Origin of the sequence: Mesorhizobium sp. WSM4306 (assembly GCF_007003975.1) — a bacterium.
Taxonomy (GTDB): Bacteria; Pseudomonadota; Alphaproteobacteria; order Rhizobiales; family Rhizobiaceae; genus Mesorhizobium.
This window is the reverse complement of the sequence record NZ_VFTC01000032.1, coordinates 43,961-64,559: the sequence shown is the minus strand read 5'-3', so window position 1 is coordinate 64,559 and position 20,599 is coordinate 43,961. Positions and strand designations below refer to the sequence as shown.

Sequence of the window (20,599 nt, the reverse complement as noted above, 5' to 3'; positions counted from 1 at the left end):
GGCCAGGGCTCGGTCTCGGTGACCTTGGCGAGCTACACCGACGCCGCCGGCAACACCGGCGCTGCCGGCTCCGACACGGTCACCATCGACACCGAGAATCCGACCGTCACCGTCGACATCGCCGACGCCTCGCTCAGCGACGGCGACAACAACTCGGTCGTCACCTTCACCTTCTCGGAGCCGCCGGGCGCCAGCTTCACGGCTGCGGATATTACCGCGACAAACGGCATCATCACCGGCTTCACGCAGGACACCGCCACCACTTACCACGCCACCTTCACAGCGACAGACGGGGTTTCTGCGACTGGGTCAGTGTCGGTGGCCGCCGGCAGCTACACCGACACTGCCGGCAACGCCGGCAGTGCCGGGTCTGACACGGTTGCGATCGACACCGGCGGCGACACCACAGCTCCCAACATTACGCTGATCACAGGCGTTCAAGGAAACAACAACGCGCCAAGCACGATTATCGTCAGATTCAGCGAAACGGGAATGAACCACACGTTCTTTGATTCCACAAAACTGACCTTAACGAACGGGGTTGCGCTGGTGCCAAACTCGGGAACCTGGGGCACCACAACTGACGGAAGCGGCAATACCGTCGATACGTTCACCCTGCTGGTGACTAAGCCAAACAACGGCACCACCTATACCGCGACTTTTGCATCTGGAGCCTTCAAGGATGGGGCCGGCAACCTGAGCACTACTGCCAGCCAAGGCAGCCTCAAGCCCGCCGGCACCTCCGGCGAGCCTATCAATCTCGCCCTGACCGATCCATCGCATGAGGGTGCGCTCATCACCGTCACGGTGAAGGACGTGCCTTCGGGCTGGACCATCGACGGTGCAACGCACAATGCCGATGGGAGCTGGACGATACAGACCAACGACCTGCACGGGTTGACGGTCATCACGCCTGCCGATTTCGCGGGAGCGGCGGTACTCGACGTTTCGATGACCTGGACCAACGCAGACGGCACGACGGGAAACATGTCGATCGCCGACAATGTCGAGGCCTACGCTCCTGGCTCGCCGATCTTTGCCTGGTCCGGTGACGACGTGCTGACCGGATCGAGCGGAAACGATCTCTTCGTCTTCTCGCAGCCGATCGGCAACAACACGGTGCACAGCTTCGACGCGGCCGCTGACCAGATCGACCTGATCGGTTATTCCGGCTTCCAGAGCTTCGCCGACGTCCAGGCGCATATGGCCGACGACGCCAACGGCAATGCGGTGATAACGCTTGGCGACGGGCAGTCGATCACGCTGGACGGCGTGCACTCGAGTGCGCTTGCGGACGGTAATTTCACCTTCGACCAGACGCCGGTGGTCAACAATGCCGGCACCATGACGATCGGCGACGGCGCTCTGCTGCCGCTGAGCGGCATTATCAACAACAGCGGCCTCATCACGCTCGACTCGACGGGCGGCGATACGTTGCTGCAGGTCATCCAGCATGGCGTGACCCTGCAGGGTGGCGGGCAGATCCTGCTATCCGACAGCGCCGCCAACATCATCTCCGGCACGGGGCCGGACGTCACTCTGGTCAATGCCGACAACACGATCGAGGGCGCTGGCCAATTGGGCGGCGGAATGCTGAGCCTCGACAACCGGGGCACCATCATCGCCACCGGCTCGAACGCGCTGGTCGTCGATACCGGTGGCAGCGTCGTCACCAACTCCGGAACGCTTGAGGCGACAGGTTCGGGCGGCTTGACGGTCACCGGCGACCTGGCGAATTCAGGCATGCTGTGGGCCAATGGCGGCAACATTACCATCAACGGCCAGGTCACCGGCGACGGCGATGCCACCATCGGCAATCTGTCGAAGCTGGAATTCGGTGGCGCCTCGTCCACCGACGTCACCTTCGCGCATGATGCGGCTGGCACGCTGGAGCTCGATGATTCCTTCGATTACAGCGGGCGGATCGGCGGCATCACCAATGACGACAGGCTGGACCTCAACGATATCTTGTTCGGCGCGGGGACGGCGGCCGTCTATCAGGCAAACCAGGATGGCAGCGGCGGCACGCTAACCGTCTCGGATGGTGCGCACAATGCCACGCTGCATCTGCTCGGCTCCTACGACGCCAACAGCTTCAAACTCGCCGATGACGGCCAGGGCCACACCGTCGTTTCGTACAATCCGGCGGAATTCACGCTGACAGGCATCGGCGATGGGGCGATTTCAAGCGACGTCGTGGTGTGAACCAAAGGGGCCGCCGACGGCGGCGGCTCACCTAGCCTGACGAGTATCGAGTGGGGTTCTGAAGTTGGACAGCAAGTCTCGAATTGTGAAGGACGCGCTTCGGGCATGCCGCCGCTATTTCCTCGTGGCGGCGGCATTCAGCCTGGCGATCAATCTGCTCTATCTCGCGTCCCCACTCTACATGCTGCAGATCTACGACCGGGTCGTCACCAGCGGCAGCGAAACCACGCTGGTGATGCTGACCCTTGTGTTGCTGGCGGCCTTCCTTTCGCTGGCCGGCCTCGATCTGGTACGCGCCTCCGTGCTGACGCGTGCCAGCGCGCGGCTCGACCGGCTGCTTTCGGCAAGGATCCTCGCCGCGTCGGTCGAATCCCCATCGCCCGGCTCCTCGCCGAGCCAACCTATCCGCGACTTCGACACGTTCAGGCAGGTCATCACCGGCAGCGGCATCCACGCCCTGTTCGACCTGCCATGGTCGCCCATCTACATCGGTATCATCTTCCTGCTGCATCCGTGGCTCGGCTTCTTCGCACTTGGCTGCTCGCTGCTCTTGATCGCCATGGCCGTGATCAACGAGTATCTCGTGCGTTCACCGCTGAAACAGGCCAACGACCTGGCGACGACCAACTATAACTTTACCGAGATGAGCCTCAGAAACTCGGAAGTCGTTCGCGCCATGGGGATGATCGACGGTCTCATTCGCCGCTGGGGACGCGACCGCAACCTCGCGCTGCGGCGCCAGGCGGAGGCAAGCGATCGCGCCGCCCTGATGTCCGGCCTGATCCGTTTCCTGCGGCTAACCATGCAGTCGTTGATCCTCGGCCTCGGCGCCTATCTGGTGATCGAGCGGCAGATCACCGGCGGCACCATGTTTGCGGCGAGCCTCTTGCTGGGCCGGGGGCTACAGCCGGTCGAGCAGATCGTCGGCCTTTGGCGCAGCCTGATCCTGGCGCGGGCGGCGTTGGCAAGGGTCGAGAAGCTGGTCGACGGGGGCGCGCAGAACGACAGATCGTTCAACCTGCCGAAGCCCACCGGCAAGATTTCCGTCGAGCAGGTCAGCTTTGCAATTGCCAGCCAGCAGAAAGTGCTTCTCCGGGACGTATCGTTCAGGCTGGACGCAGGCGAGGCGCTGGGAATAGTCGGCCCTTCCGGCGCCGGCAAATCGACGCTGGCACGTCACCTTGCCGGTGTCATGCAACCCAGCCGCGGCACCGTCAGGCTGGATGGCGCCGACCTGTCGCAGTGGGGGCACAACGCGCTCGGCGACCACATCGGCTACCTACCACAGGACATCGAACTCTTTTCCGATACAGTCGCCGCCAACATCGGCCGCTTCAAGACCAATGTCGACCAGGACGTGATCGACGCGGCGCGGCTGGCTGGCGTGCACGAGATGATTATTCGCCTGCCGCAGGGTTACGAGACCCAGATCGGCGAAGGCGGCGCAGTCCTGTCAGGGGGATATCGGCAGCGGATTGCCCTTGCCCGAGCGGTGTTCGGCACACCGAACTTGATCATTCTCGACGAGCCTAGTTCCAATCTCGACGCCGATGGCGACCGCGCGCTGAGCGAGTGCGCGATCGAGCTCAAGCGCCGCGGCAGCACGGTGATCATCGTCTCGCACCGTCCCTCGACCCTGGCGAACGTCGACAAGATCCTTCTGTTGCGCGATGGCGCCGTCGAGGCCTTCGGCATGAGAAACGAGATCGTAGCGCTGCTCAACCAGCGTGCGGCTCCAATGGCGGTGGCAACCCAATGAGCTGTGGCCGGAGAGATCGATGAGCGACGTCGCCCTCACCTACCGGAGCCTGCCCGGCGAAACCGGTATCCTGGCCCCGGATTCGATCCGGGTGCCGGCCTGTGTCGGCCTGATGATCATAATCGCCTTTTTCGGTATTTTCGGCGGCTGGGCGGCGTTGGCCCCGCTGAACGGCGCCGTGCTCGCCGACGCCATCGTCAAGGTGGAAGGCAATCGCAAGAGCGTACAGCATTTCGACGGCGGTACGGTGAAGGAAATCCGCGTCAAGGATGGCGACGTCGTCAAGAAGGGCGACATAATGCTGAAGCTGGACGACACCAGAATCCGGTCCGAGTTCAATCTCTATGCCCAGCAATATGCGCTCTTGCGCGCAACCAACGCCAGGATCCGGGCCGAACTGGACGGCAGCGAGGCCGTTGCCTTTCCCAAGGACATTCTCAAAGAGCACGAGGACTATCTCAAGGATGCGATGGCAAACCAGATCGCCGATCTGGAAAGCCAGCGTGCCTCGATGGCCGGCGCCAAACAAATCCTCGAGCGGCGCATTGCCGAGCTCGAGGAGCAGATCCAGGGCAAGCAGTCTCGGGTCGAATCCTACCAGGCACAGCTGCAATCGACGATCGACGAGAAGGCCAGCCTGTCGAAGCTGCTCAAGGCGGGATTGACGACCCGCCCTCGCATCCTGGAACTGGAACGGTCCGCCTCGGATCTGCAGGGTCTGATCGACGAGAACCTGGGCGCAATTGGCGGCAGCGAACAGAGCAAAGCCGAACTCGAGAGCCAGATCGCGCAGTTGACCAACGAGCGCCGAGCCAAGCTGTCGGCCATGCTGATCGATACGCAATCGAACCTTGCCGACCTCGTGCCCAAGATGTTTGCCGCCCAGGCTGCCAGGGACCGGGCCGAAGTGCGCGCGCCCTATGATGGCCAGGTGATGGATCTCAGCGTCTTCTCGATCGGTGCGATCGTGGCGCCGGGCCAGACAATCCTCGACATCGTGCCGACCGAGAATTCGCTGATCGTCCAGGCGCAGGTTCGCGTCGAGGACATATCGAACCTGCGACCCGACATGGCCGCCGAAGTTCGTTTCACATCCTACAAGCAGCGTTCGATACCCATAATTCATGGACGCGTCACCCGCATTTCGGCGGATCGCATCACCGACAGCAAGACCGGGTTTCCCTACTACCTCGCCGACGTGGCTGTCGATCCGGTGGAATTGGCCGCGGCCCCACAGATTGCGCTTTACCCAGGCATGCCGGCGTCAGTCATGATCGTTACCGAGGAACGCACCGCACTCGACTATATTTTAGGCCCGCTGGTTGTGTCGTTCCACTCGGCGTTTCGCCAGAAGTGACGAGCTTCGCGCCAAACATATTGAAGAAGGCGGCGCTCATCCTGTGGAACATCACCGAGCCGGTTTGGCCGCCTGCCGCTGATAATCAGGACAAGGCGAGCGCGTTTGTTGGTTTGCCGGTATCGGCATCAGGCCGGGACCAAAGTCCGGCTTGTGACTGGGCTCAAGCAAGCGCAACATCGCTGAGAAACCCGACGGTTGAGGGCCTGGATCGCAATAGATAAGGTGGCCCAGGCTCTTGGCTTTTCAGGGGCGATGTTTGAGGGAGCAGCGCATTGTTCGTCGATTACTACGAACTCTTGGAGGTCAGCCCAAACGCCAACTCGGAGACGCTTGAGCGAATATTTCGCTATTTTGCGATGCGCTATCATCCCGACAATCAGCAAACCGGAAATGAAGCCCGCTTCAGCGAAATAGTAGAAGCACATAATGTCCTGAAAGATCCGGTCAAGCGCGCCCAATACGACATCTCCTATCGAGAGCATGCAGGTGTTCGCCTTCAATTGGTCGAGGAAGCAAGCGACGGCAAAGGCGTTCAGAAGGACGCTGTGGTCCAGGCCAAACTGCTTTCTCTGCTCTATGTCAAGCGTCGCCAGGATGTCAGCAACCCCGGCATTGGCGACGTCGAAATCGAACGGTTATTGGGCTGTCCGCGAGAGCATCTCGAGTTCCATCTCTGGTACATGAAGGCGAAGGGATGGATCGCAAGAATTGAGAACGGGACAATCGCGATCACGGTTGAAGGCGTCGACCGCGCCGATTCCGAACTGCGTCGCGATAGCAGCGTTCGGCTCCTGGGATCGTAGAACATTGAACCGTTGACCTGGGCAACTGCAGGTCCGGCGGTCAAAACCCTAAAGCCAGCGCGTTTTTCGGCTGCCAGGACCGAAGCGCGCGACCGTTCGGGGCGAGATTCCCGGAGCGAAAAAGATTGGTGGCGGCTGGTTTGTGGTAGTGGCTAAGCTTCGTCAAATGTTCTTGCCCAAGGCTGCGTCATGCCCACCGATAGCCAGTTCATCCTCGAACGCATCAGCCAAGGCTGCGTGGCGCTTGCCGAGGAAGAATTCGTCATCGACAGGCTGGTGAAGTATGTCGGCAATGGCAGGATCCGCTGGCACGTCGAATTGCGTGGGCATCGCGTCGAGCTGACCACCGGGCAGATCAAGAAGCAGCCGACCTTCCGCAGGAAAATCCTCGAACAGGCCGGCGTGCTGCCGCCTCAGCGCGCAGGCGCCGACTACAGGCGGTGGGCGCTCGATCTGAGGCGGAATGCCATCGAGCTTCCCTGGCGCGACAGGCCGGTCGATGCCGGTTTTGCCATCGACAGGCTCGCCAGCCACGGCGATGGGCGCTGGACGGTTGAATACCAGGGCAAGGCGATCAAGTTCACGACGACCAAGCTGCGCAGGCAAGTCAGTTTCCGCAAGCGCATGCTGGCCAAGGCCAAGGTGCTGCCGCCCGAATTGACCCCGATTGCCTATCGCAAATGGATGGACTGGCTCATTCAGAACGCCACAGAGGCGGCGCCACCGGCCGGCGAAGCCTCAATGACGGAGAAAAGCTGGCTCGACGACCTGCCGGAGCTGGCCGGCTGGGAAAATGCCGCCCCGTCCGGAGGGACCGACTAGGACAGCTGCTCATCAGTAATAGGGTTTATCTGCATTTTAACTAATGTAGATCATCCTTACGGATTATGTTCTCCCGGCTTTTGGACAGAAGCAGCATGGTCGACCTTGAGGATGAGGTTCCAGCACCCAGCCGATCCGGCGCCTGGCGCACAATTGCTTTGACGACACTCCAGATCGTCCCGCCGGTCATTTCGGTGGGGTGCGCCATCATGGCCGGCTATTTCACCTATGTGACTTCAAACACCAAGCCGCCAGCGGACATGGCGGCGTTGGCCATGTCGATCATGAAATCCGGCGATGCTTCACCGGAACTGCGCGATTGGGCTGCCGACGTTCTGGGGATACAGACCGATATCGGCATGCCTGCCAAAACTGCCCAGCAATAACCTCGTACCAGGCCTGATATTCCTGCCGCAGGAATTTGGTCGCCGCCCAAGCTGGGGCGGCCGGCGCCGCTCATCCAAGAGATCGCCTGAGGAGGCGCCGGCCAGGCGGGCATTGGGGTACCCGCCGTCGCTACATTAGCATTCGCGCATTGACCTGAAATGGCGCGAACGCGGAAGGCCAGCAGCCGCGGCACTACAGCAATTTTTCCCAAGACCGGAGCCCTCAACGCTGCAATGGTTGTGCCCCAGCGCCTTGGCGTGGCTTGCCCTGGAGACAATCATGACGACGTTTCTCACCGCTCTCGCATCTGACGGTCCTCCAGCCGACCGGGCGAAAGACATGGACCTCTATGGATGGCTGATCGGAAGCTGGGACATGGACACGCTCCACCACCGCAACGACGGCACAATTCAGAAATGGGATGGCGAATGCCATTTTGGCTGGGTGCTCGAAGGCCGCGCCATTCAGGACATCTGGATCAGGCCCAGGCGCCCTGCCCCGTCCACCATGTATGGCACGACCTTGCGCGTCTTCGATCCCGGGATCGGTGGCTGGCACATCATCTGGAGCGATCCGCTCAACCAGGATTATTCGCGCCAGATCGGGCGGGCCGAGGGCAAGGACATCGTCCAGATCGGCGAGGACTCGCGCGGTCTGCAGGCCCGGTGGCGGTTCACCGAGACCACCGCCGACAGCTTTCACTGGATCGGCGAGGAGAGAGCGGCCGAGAGCGACTCCTGGCGCGTAACGTATGAACATTTCGCACGCCGGACAGGGTCCTGAAGCACGCCTGCGCATTTTACTGCCAGCTTCTTGTATCAGCCGGGCATCCAGCGTCCCGGCACCTTGGCCTTGCAAGCTGGCTAAGGTCGGCGAGGTGCGAACATAGATTAGCGCGAGCTTAACCAAGAGCAAGCGAGTATCTCAAAGTCCGCCGGGACAAGCGCGCCAATAATCTCTTATGTATTGAGCGCGAATAGCGGGTAGACAAGCGAAGATTCCAATAGCATTGTTGGCACTGGGACGGGGCTCGACCGGCAAGCGCAAACGATGCTTGTCGGTGGTTGGCAACAGCTAAACCGTACAGCCGCAATTGCCGCGGTTGTGAGACAAGGAGTCCCAAGGATGCCGAACCCGAGCCAGACCAGCGATCAATGGTGGGTCAACGACCAGACACCGGATAACCCGTATGGCAAAAGCGAAGATTACGAGTCCTACCTCGACTACCTTGGTGCGCTGGACCGCTCGCTGACGCCGGCGATCGCGGCGGGAACGCTAAGGATCAATGTCTCCGACCTCAATGACCATCCCGAGTACAAGGCCGCCGCTATCGGCGCCTTGCAGATGTGGTCGCTTGTCACGCCTTTGAAGTTCGAAATCGTCGACGATGCGCCATACAACAGCGCAACGGACTGGATGCAGGTTGTCAGCCCCGAACTGGGCGAGCAGGACGACGGCAGCGCCTATTCCAACGACCGCTATGTCAGCATCGGTCAGCGTTTTCACGACACCGAGCCCAACAAGACAGCCATTGGCGGTTATGTGTTCGATTCCTTCATCCATGAATTCAGTCATGAGTTCGGCCTGAACCATCCCGGCCTCTACAATTACAGCGGTCCCGGCGGCGTGCAGATCAATTATCTGAACAATGCGACCTGGACCTACGACCGTCAGCAATACAGCGTCATGTCCTATTTCGACGGGATCGATGTCGGTGAAACCAGCCGTTGGTCGGCATCAACGCCGATGATGGCCGACATCGAGGCTGTCATCCGCCGCTTTTTCTCGACCGTCGACGCGAATGGTGATCGCACCTATCAGCATATCGACCTCAACACGGGCGACAATGTCTACGGCTTCGGCAGTACCGTGGATGGTTACCGGCTCAGCGCCTCGGGCATGCAACACGATATCGGTTTTGTGATCCACGACACCGGCGGAACCGACACGATCGACTTCTCCGGCTCGACGGCCGGCACGATCCTTGACTTGCGCGCCGGACAGTTCTCCAGCGTCAACGGCCACAGCAATAATGTGTCGATCTTTGCCGGCCACAACGCTGATGGGACCGACTATTACATCGAGAACGGCATCGGCAGCAGCTATGACGACGTCCTGATCGGCAATGACGGCGACAACGTGCTGGATGGCCGCGGCGGCGCCGATCGCATGGCCGGCAATGGCGGCGACGATATCTATTTCGTCGACTCCCTCGACGACATCGTGCGCGAGGAAGCCAATGGCGGCAATGACACGGTCGTTCTGCTGTCCCGGAACTTGAATATCCGGAAAATCGCCAACGTCGAACACATCATCTACGCCGACGAGTCGACACTCCAGCCTGGAGACGGCGGCGGTGAAACGCCTCCCATCATCGGCGACAACACGATGACCAGCGTCATCTTCGGCGACAATGGGAACAATACGCTCGACGGCGGGGCCGGCGACGACACGATCTTCGGTCAGGGCGGCGATGACCTCATCATCGGCGGCCGCGACTCGCTCGCCAGCCGCGACATCAACAACACCATCGATGTTGCCGACCTTGAAGACCAGACCGAGAGCGACGACGGCAATGACACGCTCTATGGCGGCGGCGGCAACGATACGATCCTCGGCGGCCAGGGCAACGATATTCTCGACGGCGGCGCCGGCGACGATACGCTGAGCGGCCAGGACGGCATCGACATATTCAGGGGCGGTGCCGGCGTCGACACGGTCGACTACAGCAAGGAAAGCCCCTTCCAGCTGATCGTCAACCTCGAGACGAACCTGGCCAGCGGCGGCACCGCCTCGGGCGATACGTTCTACAGCATCGAGAACCTGATCGGGTCCGATGACCGCATCGACCGTTTCATCGGCACGTCCGCGGCAAATCATTTCTGGGGCCGGGGCGGCGGCGATTATTTCAACGGCGGCGGCGGCAACGACATACTGGATGGCGGCAATGACGGCGACATCCTGTACGGTGAAGCCGGCAACGACACCATCATCGGTGGCGCCGGCCAGGACTATCTGGATGGCGGCGCCGGTATCGATACCGTCGTCTACGAAGGCAGCTCCGCGGGCGTGACGATCGACCTCGCCAATGGCACGGCCAACGGCGGCGACGGCGATGGCCCGGTGCAGATCGTCGGGCGCGGCACCGTTATCCGGCACGACATCCTCGTCGGTTTCGAAAACGCAGTCGGTTCCTTCTTCGACGACCATCTCATCGGCAATGCCCAGGCCAACAAACTTTCAGGCGGAGCCGGCAACGACACGCTGACTGGCGGCGGCGGCGCCGATACATTGAATGGCGGCGCCGGCAGCGACACGGCGGACTACGCCGACGCGACCAGCGGGCTCAACCTTAAGCTGGGTGGGGGCAAATCCGGCGGCGACACCTACATCTCGATCGAAAATCTGGCCGGTTCGGGCTTTAACGATCAGCTGACGGGCGACGGCTCGGCCAATGTGCTGACCGGCCAGGGCGGCGCCGACAAGATCGACGGCGGCGGCGGCGATGACACCCTGCTCGGCGATTTCGCCTATCAGGGCGATGCTCCACCACGCCCGGGCATGGGCACCGGCTACGCCACGCTCGGACCGGAAGCGACGAACAATTCGATCGCAACCGCCTTCGACATATCGAACAACTTCTCGCTGGCCGCCGACCCCGACATCTTCGATTCGACGACCACCCTTCACACCACCGTCAACGCCACCGGAAACGGCCTGGGCGGATATTACAGCGTCAACCTGGCTGCCGGCACGATCATCACCATCGACATCGATGGAATTGCCGACCCCAATGTCCATGACAGCATCGTCAGGGTGCTGGACAGCGATGGCAATATCGTCGCCCAGAACGACGATGGCGGCGACGATCCCGGCTCCACAAACGGCCGCGATTCGAGCACCAGCTTCATCGTTCAGGAAACCGGAACCTACTACATTCTGGAAGGCAAATGGTCGGACACGGCTCCCGGCGATGGCTGGGTGGAATCCGTGCCGGAGGGGTCGACATACAAGCTCAACGTATCGGTCGAATTCCCGCCTGCGCCGGCTCAGCCGGGCGTTGCGGGCGCCGATACGCTCTCCGGCGGGGGCGGCAACGACCTGCTGGATGGCGGGCTGGCTGCCGACACGCTGACCGGCGGCGCGGGCCAAGACTATTTCCGCTTCTCGATAGAACTTGGGAACGGCAATATCGACTGGATCAAGGACTTCAAGGTCGCCGACGATACGATCCTGCTGGATAACCTCATCTTTGCCAGCGTTGGCGGCGACGGCGCCCTCGCCCTGGGCTCATTCTACAAGAGCGCAGCGGGTGCTGCTCATGATGCCGACGACCGCATCATCTACGATACCGACAATGGAATATTGTCTTACGACGCCGATGGTTCCGGACAGGAAGCAGCCATTCAATTTGCGCACCTGAACACAAATCTGGATCTTTCGGCTGCAGACTTCGTTGTCATCTGACGCGTTACCGGGAGGGGTGCCTTCAGGCGCCCCTCCTAAAAACGCGTCGCCGCAGCGAAAGGGAGAGGACGCGATGACCGACCGCCGCACAGTATTATTGGCTGCCGGAGTTGCGGCTGTTGCCGCTGCGGCCGGCGCAGTCGGAGCATCCGCTGCGCAAGCGACTGATATTCGTGGCGCGATCACCTTCGTGGGCGGCAAGGCTATCCCGGAAGGTCATCTCGAGATCTATCTCGAGGACCCCGCCATTCAGGACAGTGCGCGACGTCGCGCCGCGAAAATCAGTCTCAAAAGCGAGGGCGGCTCAAAGACGATAGAATTTTCCTTGCCACTGCCCGCAAGCTCGACTGCTTCACCGACGCTGCGGATCGTTGCGCGCCTGGAGCGTGCGGATGGCTGGCTGGTGGCGCGGGGCAGCGCACAGTTCGAGGCGGGCTTGCCCGTCCATGTCACACTCAAGGCAGTTACGTATTGAGGGGCGAGATGCCATATTGCGAGCCTGCATGCAGCTGACGCCATCGCCGCCGCTTACGCTGGCCGGAATTCTGGCGTCCTTTCGACGTGCTTTTTCGGGCATCGTCCTGATGAGCGGGGTCGTCAACGTGCTGACCCTGACCGGCTCGTTCTTCATGTTGCAAGTCTATGACCGGGTCGTTCCGGGTCGCAGCGTGCCAACGCTGGTCGGCCTGGCGGTGCTTGCGGGAACACTGTTCGTGTTTCAGGGGGTGCTGGAGCTGATCCGCTCTCGCCTCATGGTGCGGCTGGGACAGGGGTTGGACGCAAAGCTGAGCCCGTCGGTCTATTCTGCACTGATGCGCCTGCCGCTGCGCGCCAAGCCTTCCGGTGACGGACTGCAGCCCTTGCGGGATCTGGATCAGGTTCGCGCCTTTATCGGCAGTCCCGGACCAACCGCGCTGTTCGACCTGCCATGGATGCCGCTCTATATCGGCATCTGTTTCATTTTTCATTTCTGGATCGGCGTTACCGCGCTTGCCGGCGCTGTTGTGCTGTTTGCACTGACGCTTCTGGCCGAATTCCGGACCCGCGGCCCGACAAGGGTCGCCGGACAGCACGCAGCCGTCCGCAGCACGTTGGCCGAGGCAACAAGACGCAATGCCGAGGCCATGCAGGCCATGGGTTTTGGCGGGCGTATCGCCGAGCGATGGCATGCCGTCAATGCCGAGTACCTGAACGCCCATGCGGCAGCCAGCGATGTGGCGGGAACGCTTGGCACGATTTCCAAGATCCTGCGATTGATGCTGCAATCGGCCATGCTGGCGACCGGTGCTTATCTGGTCATCCAGCAAGAGGCGACCGGCGGCATCATGATCGCAAGCTCGATCATGATGGGAAGAGCACTGGCTCCGATCGAACTGGCGATAGCGCATTGGAAGGGTTTCATTGCGGCGCGGCAAAGCTGGGCACGCCTGAAGCAGCTGTTGTCCGCGCTGCCGGAAGGCGCAACCGGCGTAACCCTGCCTGCGCCTGTCAGCGCGTTGGTGGTTGAGAATGTCAGTGTCGCGCCGCCGGGCGAACGGACGCCGGTGGTGTGGGACGCCAATTTTTCACTGGCCAGGGGGTCCGGGCTGGGGGTAATCGGCCCAAGCGCCTCCGGTAAATCGTCGCTGGTGCGTGCTCTCGCCGGTGTCTGGCTGCCGGCGCGCGGCGCCGTGCGGCTGGATGGCGCGACGCTTGACCAGTGGCCGACCGACGAGCTGGGCAAACATATCGGCTATCTGCCGCAGGATGTGCAGTTGTTCGACGGAACGATTGCGCAGAACATCGCCCGCTTCGACCCGGATGCGTCGTCCGACATGGTGCTTGCGGCGGCCAAGGCCGCCGGCGTGCATGATCTCGTCGTGCATCTGGCCGACGGTTACGACACACGGGTTGGCGAAGCCGGCGCCTCGCTGTCGGCGGGGCAACGGCAGCGTATCGCCCTTGCGCGCGCTCTCTATGGCGATCCGTTCATGGTCATCCTGGACGAGCCGAATTCCAATCTCGATGCAGAGGGTGAAGTCGCCTTGTCCGCCGCCATCCAGGGCATCAGGGACCGCGGCGGCATCGTTATCGTCGTCGCACACCGATCCACCGTCCTGGCCAATGTCGATACCGTGCTGGTGATGGCCAATGGGCATGTGCAGGCCTTCGGTCCGAAGGATGAGGTGCTGAACAAGGTGTTCCGAACGGCAACACCGCTCAAGGTCGTTGCCGCCACGGAGAGAGGGGTTCCGGCATGAGCGAGGACAGAGCCGCTTTGCATCATAGGCAGGTCCACCGCTATCTCGTGGCTGGGGTTGCTACCTGTCTGCTGCTCGTCGGCGGTGTTGGCGGCCTGGCGGCAGTGACCAAAATGTCGGGTGCGGTGATCGCAGCTGGCCGGCTGGTGGTCGATTCCAATGTAAAGAAGGTTCAGCACCCGACCGGCGGCGTGGTCGGCGAGATCAGGGTGCGTGAAGGCGACCGGGTCAAAGCGGGCGATATTCTGGTGCGCCTGGATGAGACGACAACGCGCGCCAATTTGGCAATCGTCTCAAAAGGTCTGGATGAGTTTTATGCACGGTTGGCGCGCTTGGAGGCAGAGCGTGACGGCAAGGACACGATCAGCTTTCCGGAGGTTTTGACATCACGGCGCGGCGAGGCTGGTGTCGCCGCATCGATGGCCGGAGAACAATCGCTGTTCGATTTCCGGCGCCAGGCGCGATCCGGCCAGCGATCGCAATTGCGCGAACGGATCGCCCAGTTGACGCAGGAGACCGCCGGCCTGACCGAGCAGCTGCAGGCCAAACGCCGCGAGATCGAGCTGATCCAGATCGAGCTGGAGGGCGTGCGGTCCCTGTGGCATCGCAAGCTGATAGGAATCGAGCGCATGACGTCGCTGGAACGGGACGCGGTGCGGCTCGAAGGCGAGCATGGGCAGCTGACCGCGGGAACAGCCCAGGTGAAAGGCAAGGCCTCCGAGATCGAACTGCAGATCATCCAGATCGACCAGGATCTTCGCAGCGAGGTCGCGACCGATTTACGCGAAACGCAAGGGAAGATCTCCGAGTTCGTCGAACGCAAGGTAGCGGCCGAGGACCAGTTGAAGCGCATCGATCTGCGCAGCCCGCAGGATGGCGTGGTGCTGCAGTTGGCCGTGCATACGATCGGCGGGGTCATCACGCCCGGCGAACAGGTGATGCAGATCGTACCGGTAACGGACGACCTGACCGTTGAGGCGCATATCGCACCGCAGGATATCGACCAGGTGACGATGGGCCAGAATGCGATTTTGCGCCTGTCGGCCTTCAATCGGCAAACCACGCCGGAACTGACCGGGACGCTGTCGCGGATCTCGGCGGATCTCACCACCGAGGAGCGCACCGGAGCAGCCTTCTATGTTGCGCGGGTGACGCTGCCGAAAACCGAGGTCGCCAAGCTGCGCGGCCTGGCGCTGGCGCCGGGCATGCCGGCCGAGGTGTTCTTTCCGACAGGGGATCGGACGATGCTTTCCTATCTGGTGAAGCCGCTGTCGGATCAGATCCAGAAAGCTTTTCGGGAAGAATGAAGCCGCCGCAAGCGGCGTATTTTGCCATTCACCGCTTCCCCCGGGACCGGCTGGTTGCCGATCCCGAAGGAGTAGCCCCTACTCCGCCGCTTCGTAGCCTCGCGATGCCCTTGATCTCGAGGAAATCCTCCAGCCCGTATTCGGCATTGTAGCCGCCGAACGGCAGGCCAGCGTCCGGGGTGGGGTAGTTGATGTAGGCGTTGTCGGTGCGCATGCGGGCGGCGATTTCGCGGGCCTTGTTCATGTCCTTGGTCTGGATGTAGGAGGCCAGCCTATAGACGGTGTCGTTGGCGGTGCCGATCTGCTCGCAACGTCTCCGCGCTCAATCGGAACAGCCATGCATATTAGCATTCAACGATATATTAATAAGTATGATCGAGCCTTTGCGTATCGGGACCAATTCCCGATCGACGATCCGGCACTATTTGTGTGCCGGGACGCTCGACCGATGCGGAGTAAAACGCATGAGTGTCGAAACCGCACTGGCGCAGCTATTGCGCATGATCTACGGCCGCGCCCTCAAACTGGCGACGTTGCCGGATGACGAAAGAGACCCGCACTACGACAACATCCGCCGGTCGTGTTGCGGAGCCGCCGAACATGTCGGTCAGAGTCCCGACGATGCTGCCCTGACGGCAAACAGCATGGTCGAATTCACCCGCGCCATGGTTGGAATCATCGAGACAAACCGCGGCTATGACAAAGGGCGGTCCATCTCCGGGCAGCGACCCCGTTGACGAGACTAGCGAGGGCGCGGCCGAGACCGCGCCCCTTCGATTGCATTGGAGCTTGCGAGAGCCTTTTCTCCCTGCCCTACTCTGCCGCCTCGTAGCCGGCGATGCCCTTGATCTCGAGGAAATCCTCAAGCCCGTATTCGGCGTATTCGCGGCCGTTGCCGGATTGCTTGTAGCCGCCGAAAGGCAAGCCGGCATCCCATTGCGGATAGTTGATGTAGACATTGCCGGTGCGCATGCGGGCGGCGACTTCGCGGGCTTTCTTGATGTCCTTGGCCTGGATGTAGGAGGCGAGGCCATAGACGGTGTCGTTGGCGGTGCCGATCGCCTCTTCGACGGTGTCATAGGGCATGATCGCCAGCACCGGCCCGAAGATTTCTTCCCGGGCGATGCGCATGTCGTGCGTGACATCGGCGAACACGGTCGGGCGGACATAGTAGCCGCGGTTGAGTTCGGCCGGACGGCCCGGGCCGCCGGCAACCAGCGTTGCGCCCTCGACTATGCCGGCCTGGATCAGGTCCTGGATCTTGTCGAACTGGATCTGGCTGACCACCGGGCCGAGCTTGGTGCCGGCCGCATCGGCCGGGCCGAGGGTGAACTTTTCCGCCGCCGTCTTGGCATAGCCGGCAGCCTCGTCGTGGCGGTCGCGCGGCACGAACATGCGGGTCGGTGCGTTGCAGGACTGGCCTGAGTTGCTGAAGCAACCGGCGACGCCCTTGGCGACGGCCTTTTCCAGGTCGACATCGGGGAACAGAATGTTAGCCGACTTGCCGCCGAGTTCCTGATGCACGCGCTTGACCGTGTCGGCCGCCGCCTTGGCGACCAGGATGCCGGCTCGCGTCGAACCGGTGAACGACATCATGTCGATGTCGGGGTGGCTGGACAGCGCCTGGCCGACGCCGGGGCCGTCGCCATTGACGAGGTTGAAGACGCCCTTCGGCACGCCGGCCTCGTCGATGATCTCGGCAAAGATGATGGCGTCGAGCGGCGCGATCTCAGACGGCTTCAGCACCATGGTGCAGCCGGCGGCGAGCGCGGGACCGACCTTGCAGGTGATCTGGTTCAGCGGCCAGTTCCACGGCGTGATCAGGCCGACGACGCCGATCGGTTCCTTGACGATCAGGGACGAGCCCTTGATGTGGCGGAATTCGAACGACTTCAGCACCTCGGCCATCTTCTGCAGATGCGCCAGCCCAACGCCGACCTGGCTGTCGAGCGCCATCCGGCGCGGCGCGCCCATTTCACGCGACACCGCCAGCGCCAGATCGGCGCTGCGCTTCTTGTAGATCTCGATGACGCGGTTGAGGATATCGAGGCGTTCCTCGGCCGAGGTGAAGCCGAATGTGTCGAAGGCGCGCTTGGCCGCGGCCACCGCCTTGTCGACATCGGCCTTGGAGCCGAGCGAAATCTGCGCGAAGGCGTCTTCGTTGGATGGGTCGATGACGTCGAGTGTGTTAGGCACAACAGGATCGACCCACACGCCATCGATATAGAACTGCAGATTGTGTGACATGGTTTCTCCTTGGGCGGGGATATCTGATGTGATTGGGGGGCGATCGCCGGATCGTCGTATCGCGTCAGAGATAACGATGCGGCAAGAGCGATGTCAAACGCAAGGGCGGGCGATTGAGCCAGGCGGCTACAGAAGCGTGTGCCCCGCTGCGACCAGAAGCCCCCTTGCCGCGGCTTCATCCTTCACTTTGACGAGCAGATGGTCGCCATCGAAGGTGGATACCAGAAAAATGCCGAGTTCGTTTTCCGACAACGGCTTTATTACCGACAGCACGATGCCTGTTTCGTCGAAGGCAAACGGACCCTGCAATTTGAAGGCGACCCAGTCGCCGTCGTGCTTGACCGTGCCCGGAACGCGATCCTGCAGGCAGGTGATCGAAAGCTCGTCCTCGGTCCTGGTGATGCTGACGAAGCCCGGTCCGTCGGCCCAGCCGGGAATGCTCTCTTTTGCTTCGAGGCGGGAAACCGCATAGCGCCCCGAGAGTGGCTTCAACCGGACCCTAACTGCCATCGTCTTATCCATGCCTCCGATTGCCCGCTATCGCGTCAATGTCTTGCTCATATAGACCGTCATGCCGCCCATGAACGGCTCCTCCCGGTCGATCGAATAGCCATGCCTTTTGTACAACAATACATTGGCCTCGAAAGCGCCATTGGTCAGCAGGCGCAGTTCGAAGCGGTTGGCCGTGCGCGCCTTCAGTTCGGCTCGCTCCAGCAACAGCCGGCCAATGCCCCTGCCCTGCGCCTGTGGCGCGACGCAGACATTCTCAATCCAGAGGTGATCATCCTCCAGCATGGTTTCGATCATGCCGACGATACGGTCATCCTCGACGGCGATATCGAACGGATGCTCGGCAACCGCTCTGTCATAGTCGGCGCGCATCGGCAGCGGCTCGCGGCCGATCACCGGCACCCATTTGGCATAGGCGGCGCGTACGATGTCCCTGATCTTGGCGGCATCAGCGCGCTCGGCCGGCCGAAACCGGATGGAAGAATTGGTCATAGCAAGGCTCCAGACATGAAAACCCCGCCGGCGGATGTCGCGGCGGGGCTGGGAACGAACGAACCGGATCTATTGTGCCGGTCTTCGTCGTCGCGCAATCGGCTTGCCGCGCCGCATCGTGCAGAGGCGGCGTCGCTTGGTGATGGCGAGTGCAAAAACGAACATGGCGCCACGCTGGAACAGGAAGTTCAGCCCGTCAAGATTTTGAGATTGGCCCAGCGTGTCGAATTCGGGAGGTGTTCCATCGTCAGCTCAAAAACCAATCGTTCGTAAAAATCGATCATTCTAACCAGAACAATTCGTTGGAAAGATCGGTTCGGGAATGGCATTCCTCCGGCATACCCGCCTGGAGAATTGCATTGTCTTCCGCCATCCACATCGCGAACGATATTCCGAAAAGCACGATTTCTGCCGATCTGGCCGCGGGCCGCAAGCGGCTCGATTCCATGTGGAACGGCATTATGCCCGGCGTCGTGCTGGTGGTGATGATCACCGCTGTGGCTTTCTCAGCCCACAATGTCTCAGGCCTTGCCTTGTTCAGCCCGATGATCCTGGCGGTCGTCGCCGGCATGATTTATTCTAACGTGCTCGGCACGCCCGCGCATGCAAAAGCCGGCATCGCCTTTTCGCAAAAGCGCCTGCTGCGCTTTGCCATCGTGCTGCTCGGCTTCCAGCTGACGCTCAGCCAGGTCGTCTCGATCGGCGCCAGCGGCGTCGGCATTGTCGCAGCTACCCTTGGCGCCACTTTCGTCTTCACCATCACGCTCGGCCGGCTGCTCGGCGTCGACGCCAAGCTGGCGCAACTGATTGCCGCCGGCACCTCGATCTGCGGCGCCTCGGCGATCGTCGCCACCAACATCGTCACCGATGCGCGCGACGAAGACGTCACCTACGCCGTCGCCTCGATCACGCTGTTCGGCACCGTCGCCATGCTCGGCTTCCCGCTGCTGGCGCCTGTGGTCGGCCTCGACCAGCACGCATTCGGTCTGTGGGCAGGCGCCTCGATCCACGAGGTGGCGCAGGTCATCGGCGCCGGCTTCCAGAACGGCGCCCAGTCCGGCGAGATCGCCACCGTCGCCAAGCTGACCCGTGTTTCCATGCTGGCCCCGATGGTCATCGCGCTCGGCCTGATGGCGCGCCGCAAGACGAGCAGCGACCGGTCAGGCGATCAATCGGCGGCACGGCCGCCCATGCCGTGGTTCGTCGCCGCTTTCGTCGCTGTCGTGGCGCTGAACAGCCTGGTCACCGTGCCGGCGGAAGTGAAGTCGGCAATGGCGCTCGCCACCACCATCATGCTGACCATGGGGCTCGCCGCCATGGGCCTGCAAGCCAACATTTCGCAATTGCGCTCGCGCGGCCTGCGGCCCCTGGCACTCGCCTTCTCGGCCTTCCTGTTCATCGGCTGCCTCAGCCTGATGCTGGTGAAGTTCGCTTAAAGCCGCTCAATCCTCGAACGAGCTTGCCGCGACGTAGATCGCGGCCAGTGCCTCGATGCCGGCCTGGTCGTCCTTGTCGAAGCGGCCGGGCGTCGGGCTGTCGAGGTCGATCAGGCCGAAGACGCCGTCATTGTCCCTGAGCAGCACGACCAGTTCCGAGCGCGAGGCGGCGTCGCAGGCGATGTGGCCGGCAAACTCGTGCACATCCTTGACCAGCATCGACATTTCGAGATCGATCGCGGTGCCGCAAACGCCCTTGCCGACAGCGATGCGCACGCAGGCCGGCTTGCCCTGGAAGGGCCCAAGCACCAGTTCCTCATCGGAGGCGAGGAAATAGAAACCGGCCCAATTGAGGTCGGGCACCATCTGGAAGATCAGCGCCGATGTGTTGGCGGCGTTGGCGACAGAGTCGCTCTCGCCCTCCAGCAGCGCCTTCAACTGGGTGGCCAGTTCGCGATAGAACGCTGGCTTGTCGGCGCTGTCGATGGTCTGAGCCGCAAACATGGTTCGTCTCCGTTGCCGGCGGACCAGGATGCCCGCTATATCCCTGTCTGCCACCAATGA

General features: G+C 61.9%; 18 protein-coding genes and 1 pseudogene. 14 read left to right on the top strand and 5 right to left on the bottom strand.

Features of this window, described 5'->3' with window-relative positions; translation table 11 throughout:
• The 11 genes from FJV77_RS27660 to FJV77_RS27615 form a co-directional block, all read left to right on the top strand.
• A partial coding sequence (locus FJV77_RS27660) for an Ig-like domain-containing protein (RefSeq protein WP_246691402.1) occupies window positions 1-2,205 on the top strand: 2,205 nt, incomplete at its 5' end.
• Window positions 2,206-2,269: 64 nt separating this feature from the next.
• Complete coding sequence (locus tag FJV77_RS27655; protein ID WP_142869686.1) at window positions 2,270-3,964, top strand: type I secretion system permease/ATPase; 1,695 nt, start codon at window positions 2,270-2,272, stop codon at window positions 3,962-3,964.
• Between the two features lie 19 nt (window positions 3,965-3,983).
• Window positions 3,984-5,321 carry an HlyD family type I secretion periplasmic adaptor subunit gene (locus FJV77_RS27650; RefSeq protein ID WP_142869685.1) on the top strand — a complete coding sequence of 446 codons (1,338 nt, stop codon included), beginning with the start codon at window positions 3,984-3,986 and terminating at the stop codon, window positions 5,319-5,321.
• 275 nt (window positions 5,322-5,596) lie between these two features.
• Window positions 5,597-6,127: a J domain-containing protein gene (locus tag FJV77_RS27645; RefSeq protein WP_142869684.1), complete on the top strand. Its 531-nt coding sequence runs from the start codon at window positions 5,597-5,599 to the stop codon at window positions 6,125-6,127.
• A gap of 189 nt (window positions 6,128-6,316) precedes the next feature.
• Window positions 6,317-6,949, top strand: a complete 633-nt coding sequence (locus FJV77_RS27640; RefSeq protein ID WP_142869683.1) for a hypothetical protein — start codon at window positions 6,317-6,319, stop codon at window positions 6,947-6,949.
• Between the two features lie 95 nt (window positions 6,950-7,044).
• Entirely contained in the window at window positions 7,045-7,335 is a 291-nt protein-coding gene (locus tag FJV77_RS32690) for a hypothetical protein (RefSeq protein WP_142880235.1), read from the top strand.
• 280 nt (window positions 7,336-7,615) lie between these two features.
• On the top strand, window positions 7,616-8,119 hold the full coding sequence (locus FJV77_RS27635; RefSeq protein ID WP_142869682.1) for a hypothetical protein: 504 nt from the start codon (window positions 7,616-7,618) through the stop codon (window positions 8,117-8,119).
• A gap of 342 nt (window positions 8,120-8,461) precedes the next feature.
• Window positions 8,462-11,803, top strand: a complete 3,342-nt coding sequence (locus FJV77_RS27630; protein WP_142869681.1) for a M10 family metallopeptidase C-terminal domain-containing protein — start codon at window positions 8,462-8,464, stop codon at window positions 11,801-11,803.
• Window positions 11,804-11,876: 73 nt separating this feature from the next.
• Window positions 11,877-12,278, top strand: a complete 402-nt coding sequence (locus FJV77_RS27625; protein WP_142869680.1) for a hypothetical protein — start codon at window positions 11,877-11,879, stop codon at window positions 12,276-12,278.
• A gap of 28 nt (window positions 12,279-12,306) precedes the next feature.
• Window positions 12,307-14,043, top strand: coding sequence for a type I secretion system permease/ATPase (locus FJV77_RS27620; protein WP_142869679.1), 1,737 nt, complete (start codon window positions 12,307-12,309; stop codon window positions 14,041-14,043).
• Window positions 14,040-15,350, top strand: coding sequence for an HlyD family type I secretion periplasmic adaptor subunit (locus FJV77_RS27615; RefSeq protein ID WP_142869678.1), 1,311 nt, complete (start codon window positions 14,040-14,042; stop codon window positions 15,348-15,350). Before FJV77_RS27620 ends, FJV77_RS27615 begins: the two co-directional genes overlap by 4 nt.
• A 78-nt stretch (window positions 15,351-15,428) precedes the next feature.
• Here the strand turns inward: FJV77_RS27615 and FJV77_RS27610 are convergent.
• A pseudogene (locus tag FJV77_RS27610) lies at window positions 15,429-15,657 on the bottom strand (aldehyde dehydrogenase family protein); the annotation flags it as partial.
• Between the two features lie 157 nt (window positions 15,658-15,814).
• Here FJV77_RS27610 and FJV77_RS27605 point away from each other — a divergent pair.
• Window positions 15,815-16,087 carry a hypothetical protein gene (locus FJV77_RS27605; RefSeq protein WP_142869677.1) on the top strand — a complete coding sequence of 91 codons (273 nt, stop codon included), beginning with the start codon at window positions 15,815-15,817 and terminating at the stop codon, window positions 16,085-16,087.
• Between the two features lie 76 nt (window positions 16,088-16,163).
• On the opposite strand, the gene FJV77_RS27600 is transcribed toward FJV77_RS27605, so the two are convergent.
• From FJV77_RS27600 to FJV77_RS27590, 3 genes are all read right to left on the bottom strand, one after another.
• Window positions 16,164-17,597 carry an aldehyde dehydrogenase family protein gene (locus FJV77_RS27600; protein WP_142869676.1) on the bottom strand — a complete coding sequence of 478 codons (1,434 nt, stop codon included), beginning with the start codon at window positions 17,595-17,597 and terminating at the stop codon, window positions 16,164-16,166.
• Between the two features lie 126 nt (window positions 17,598-17,723).
• Window positions 17,724-18,107: an ACT domain-containing protein gene (locus FJV77_RS27595; protein WP_142869675.1), complete on the bottom strand. Its 384-nt coding sequence runs from the start codon at window positions 18,105-18,107 to the stop codon at window positions 17,724-17,726.
• A gap of 27 nt (window positions 18,108-18,134) precedes the next feature.
• On the bottom strand, window positions 18,135-18,599 hold the full coding sequence (locus FJV77_RS27590; protein ID WP_142869674.1) for a GNAT family N-acetyltransferase: 465 nt from the start codon (window positions 18,597-18,599) through the stop codon (window positions 18,135-18,137).
• Window positions 18,600-18,614: 15 nt separating this feature from the next.
• Between FJV77_RS27590 and FJV77_RS27585 the strand changes: the two genes are divergently transcribed.
• Both FJV77_RS27585 and FJV77_RS27580 read left to right on the top strand, forming a co-directional pair.
• Window positions 18,615-18,872, top strand: a complete 258-nt coding sequence (locus FJV77_RS27585; protein WP_142869673.1) for a hypothetical protein — start codon at window positions 18,615-18,617, stop codon at window positions 18,870-18,872.
• A gap of 86 nt (window positions 18,873-18,958) precedes the next feature.
• Window positions 18,959-20,035, top strand: a complete 1,077-nt coding sequence (locus tag FJV77_RS27580; RefSeq protein ID WP_142869672.1) for a YeiH family protein — start codon at window positions 18,959-18,961, stop codon at window positions 20,033-20,035.
• 6 nt (window positions 20,036-20,041) lie between these two features.
• Here FJV77_RS27580 and FJV77_RS27575 read toward each other — a convergent pair whose 3' ends face one another.
• Entirely contained in the window at window positions 20,042-20,539 is a 498-nt protein-coding gene (locus FJV77_RS27575; RefSeq protein WP_142869671.1) for a GAF domain-containing protein, read from the bottom strand.
• Window positions 20,540-20,599 lie beyond the last annotated feature (60 nt).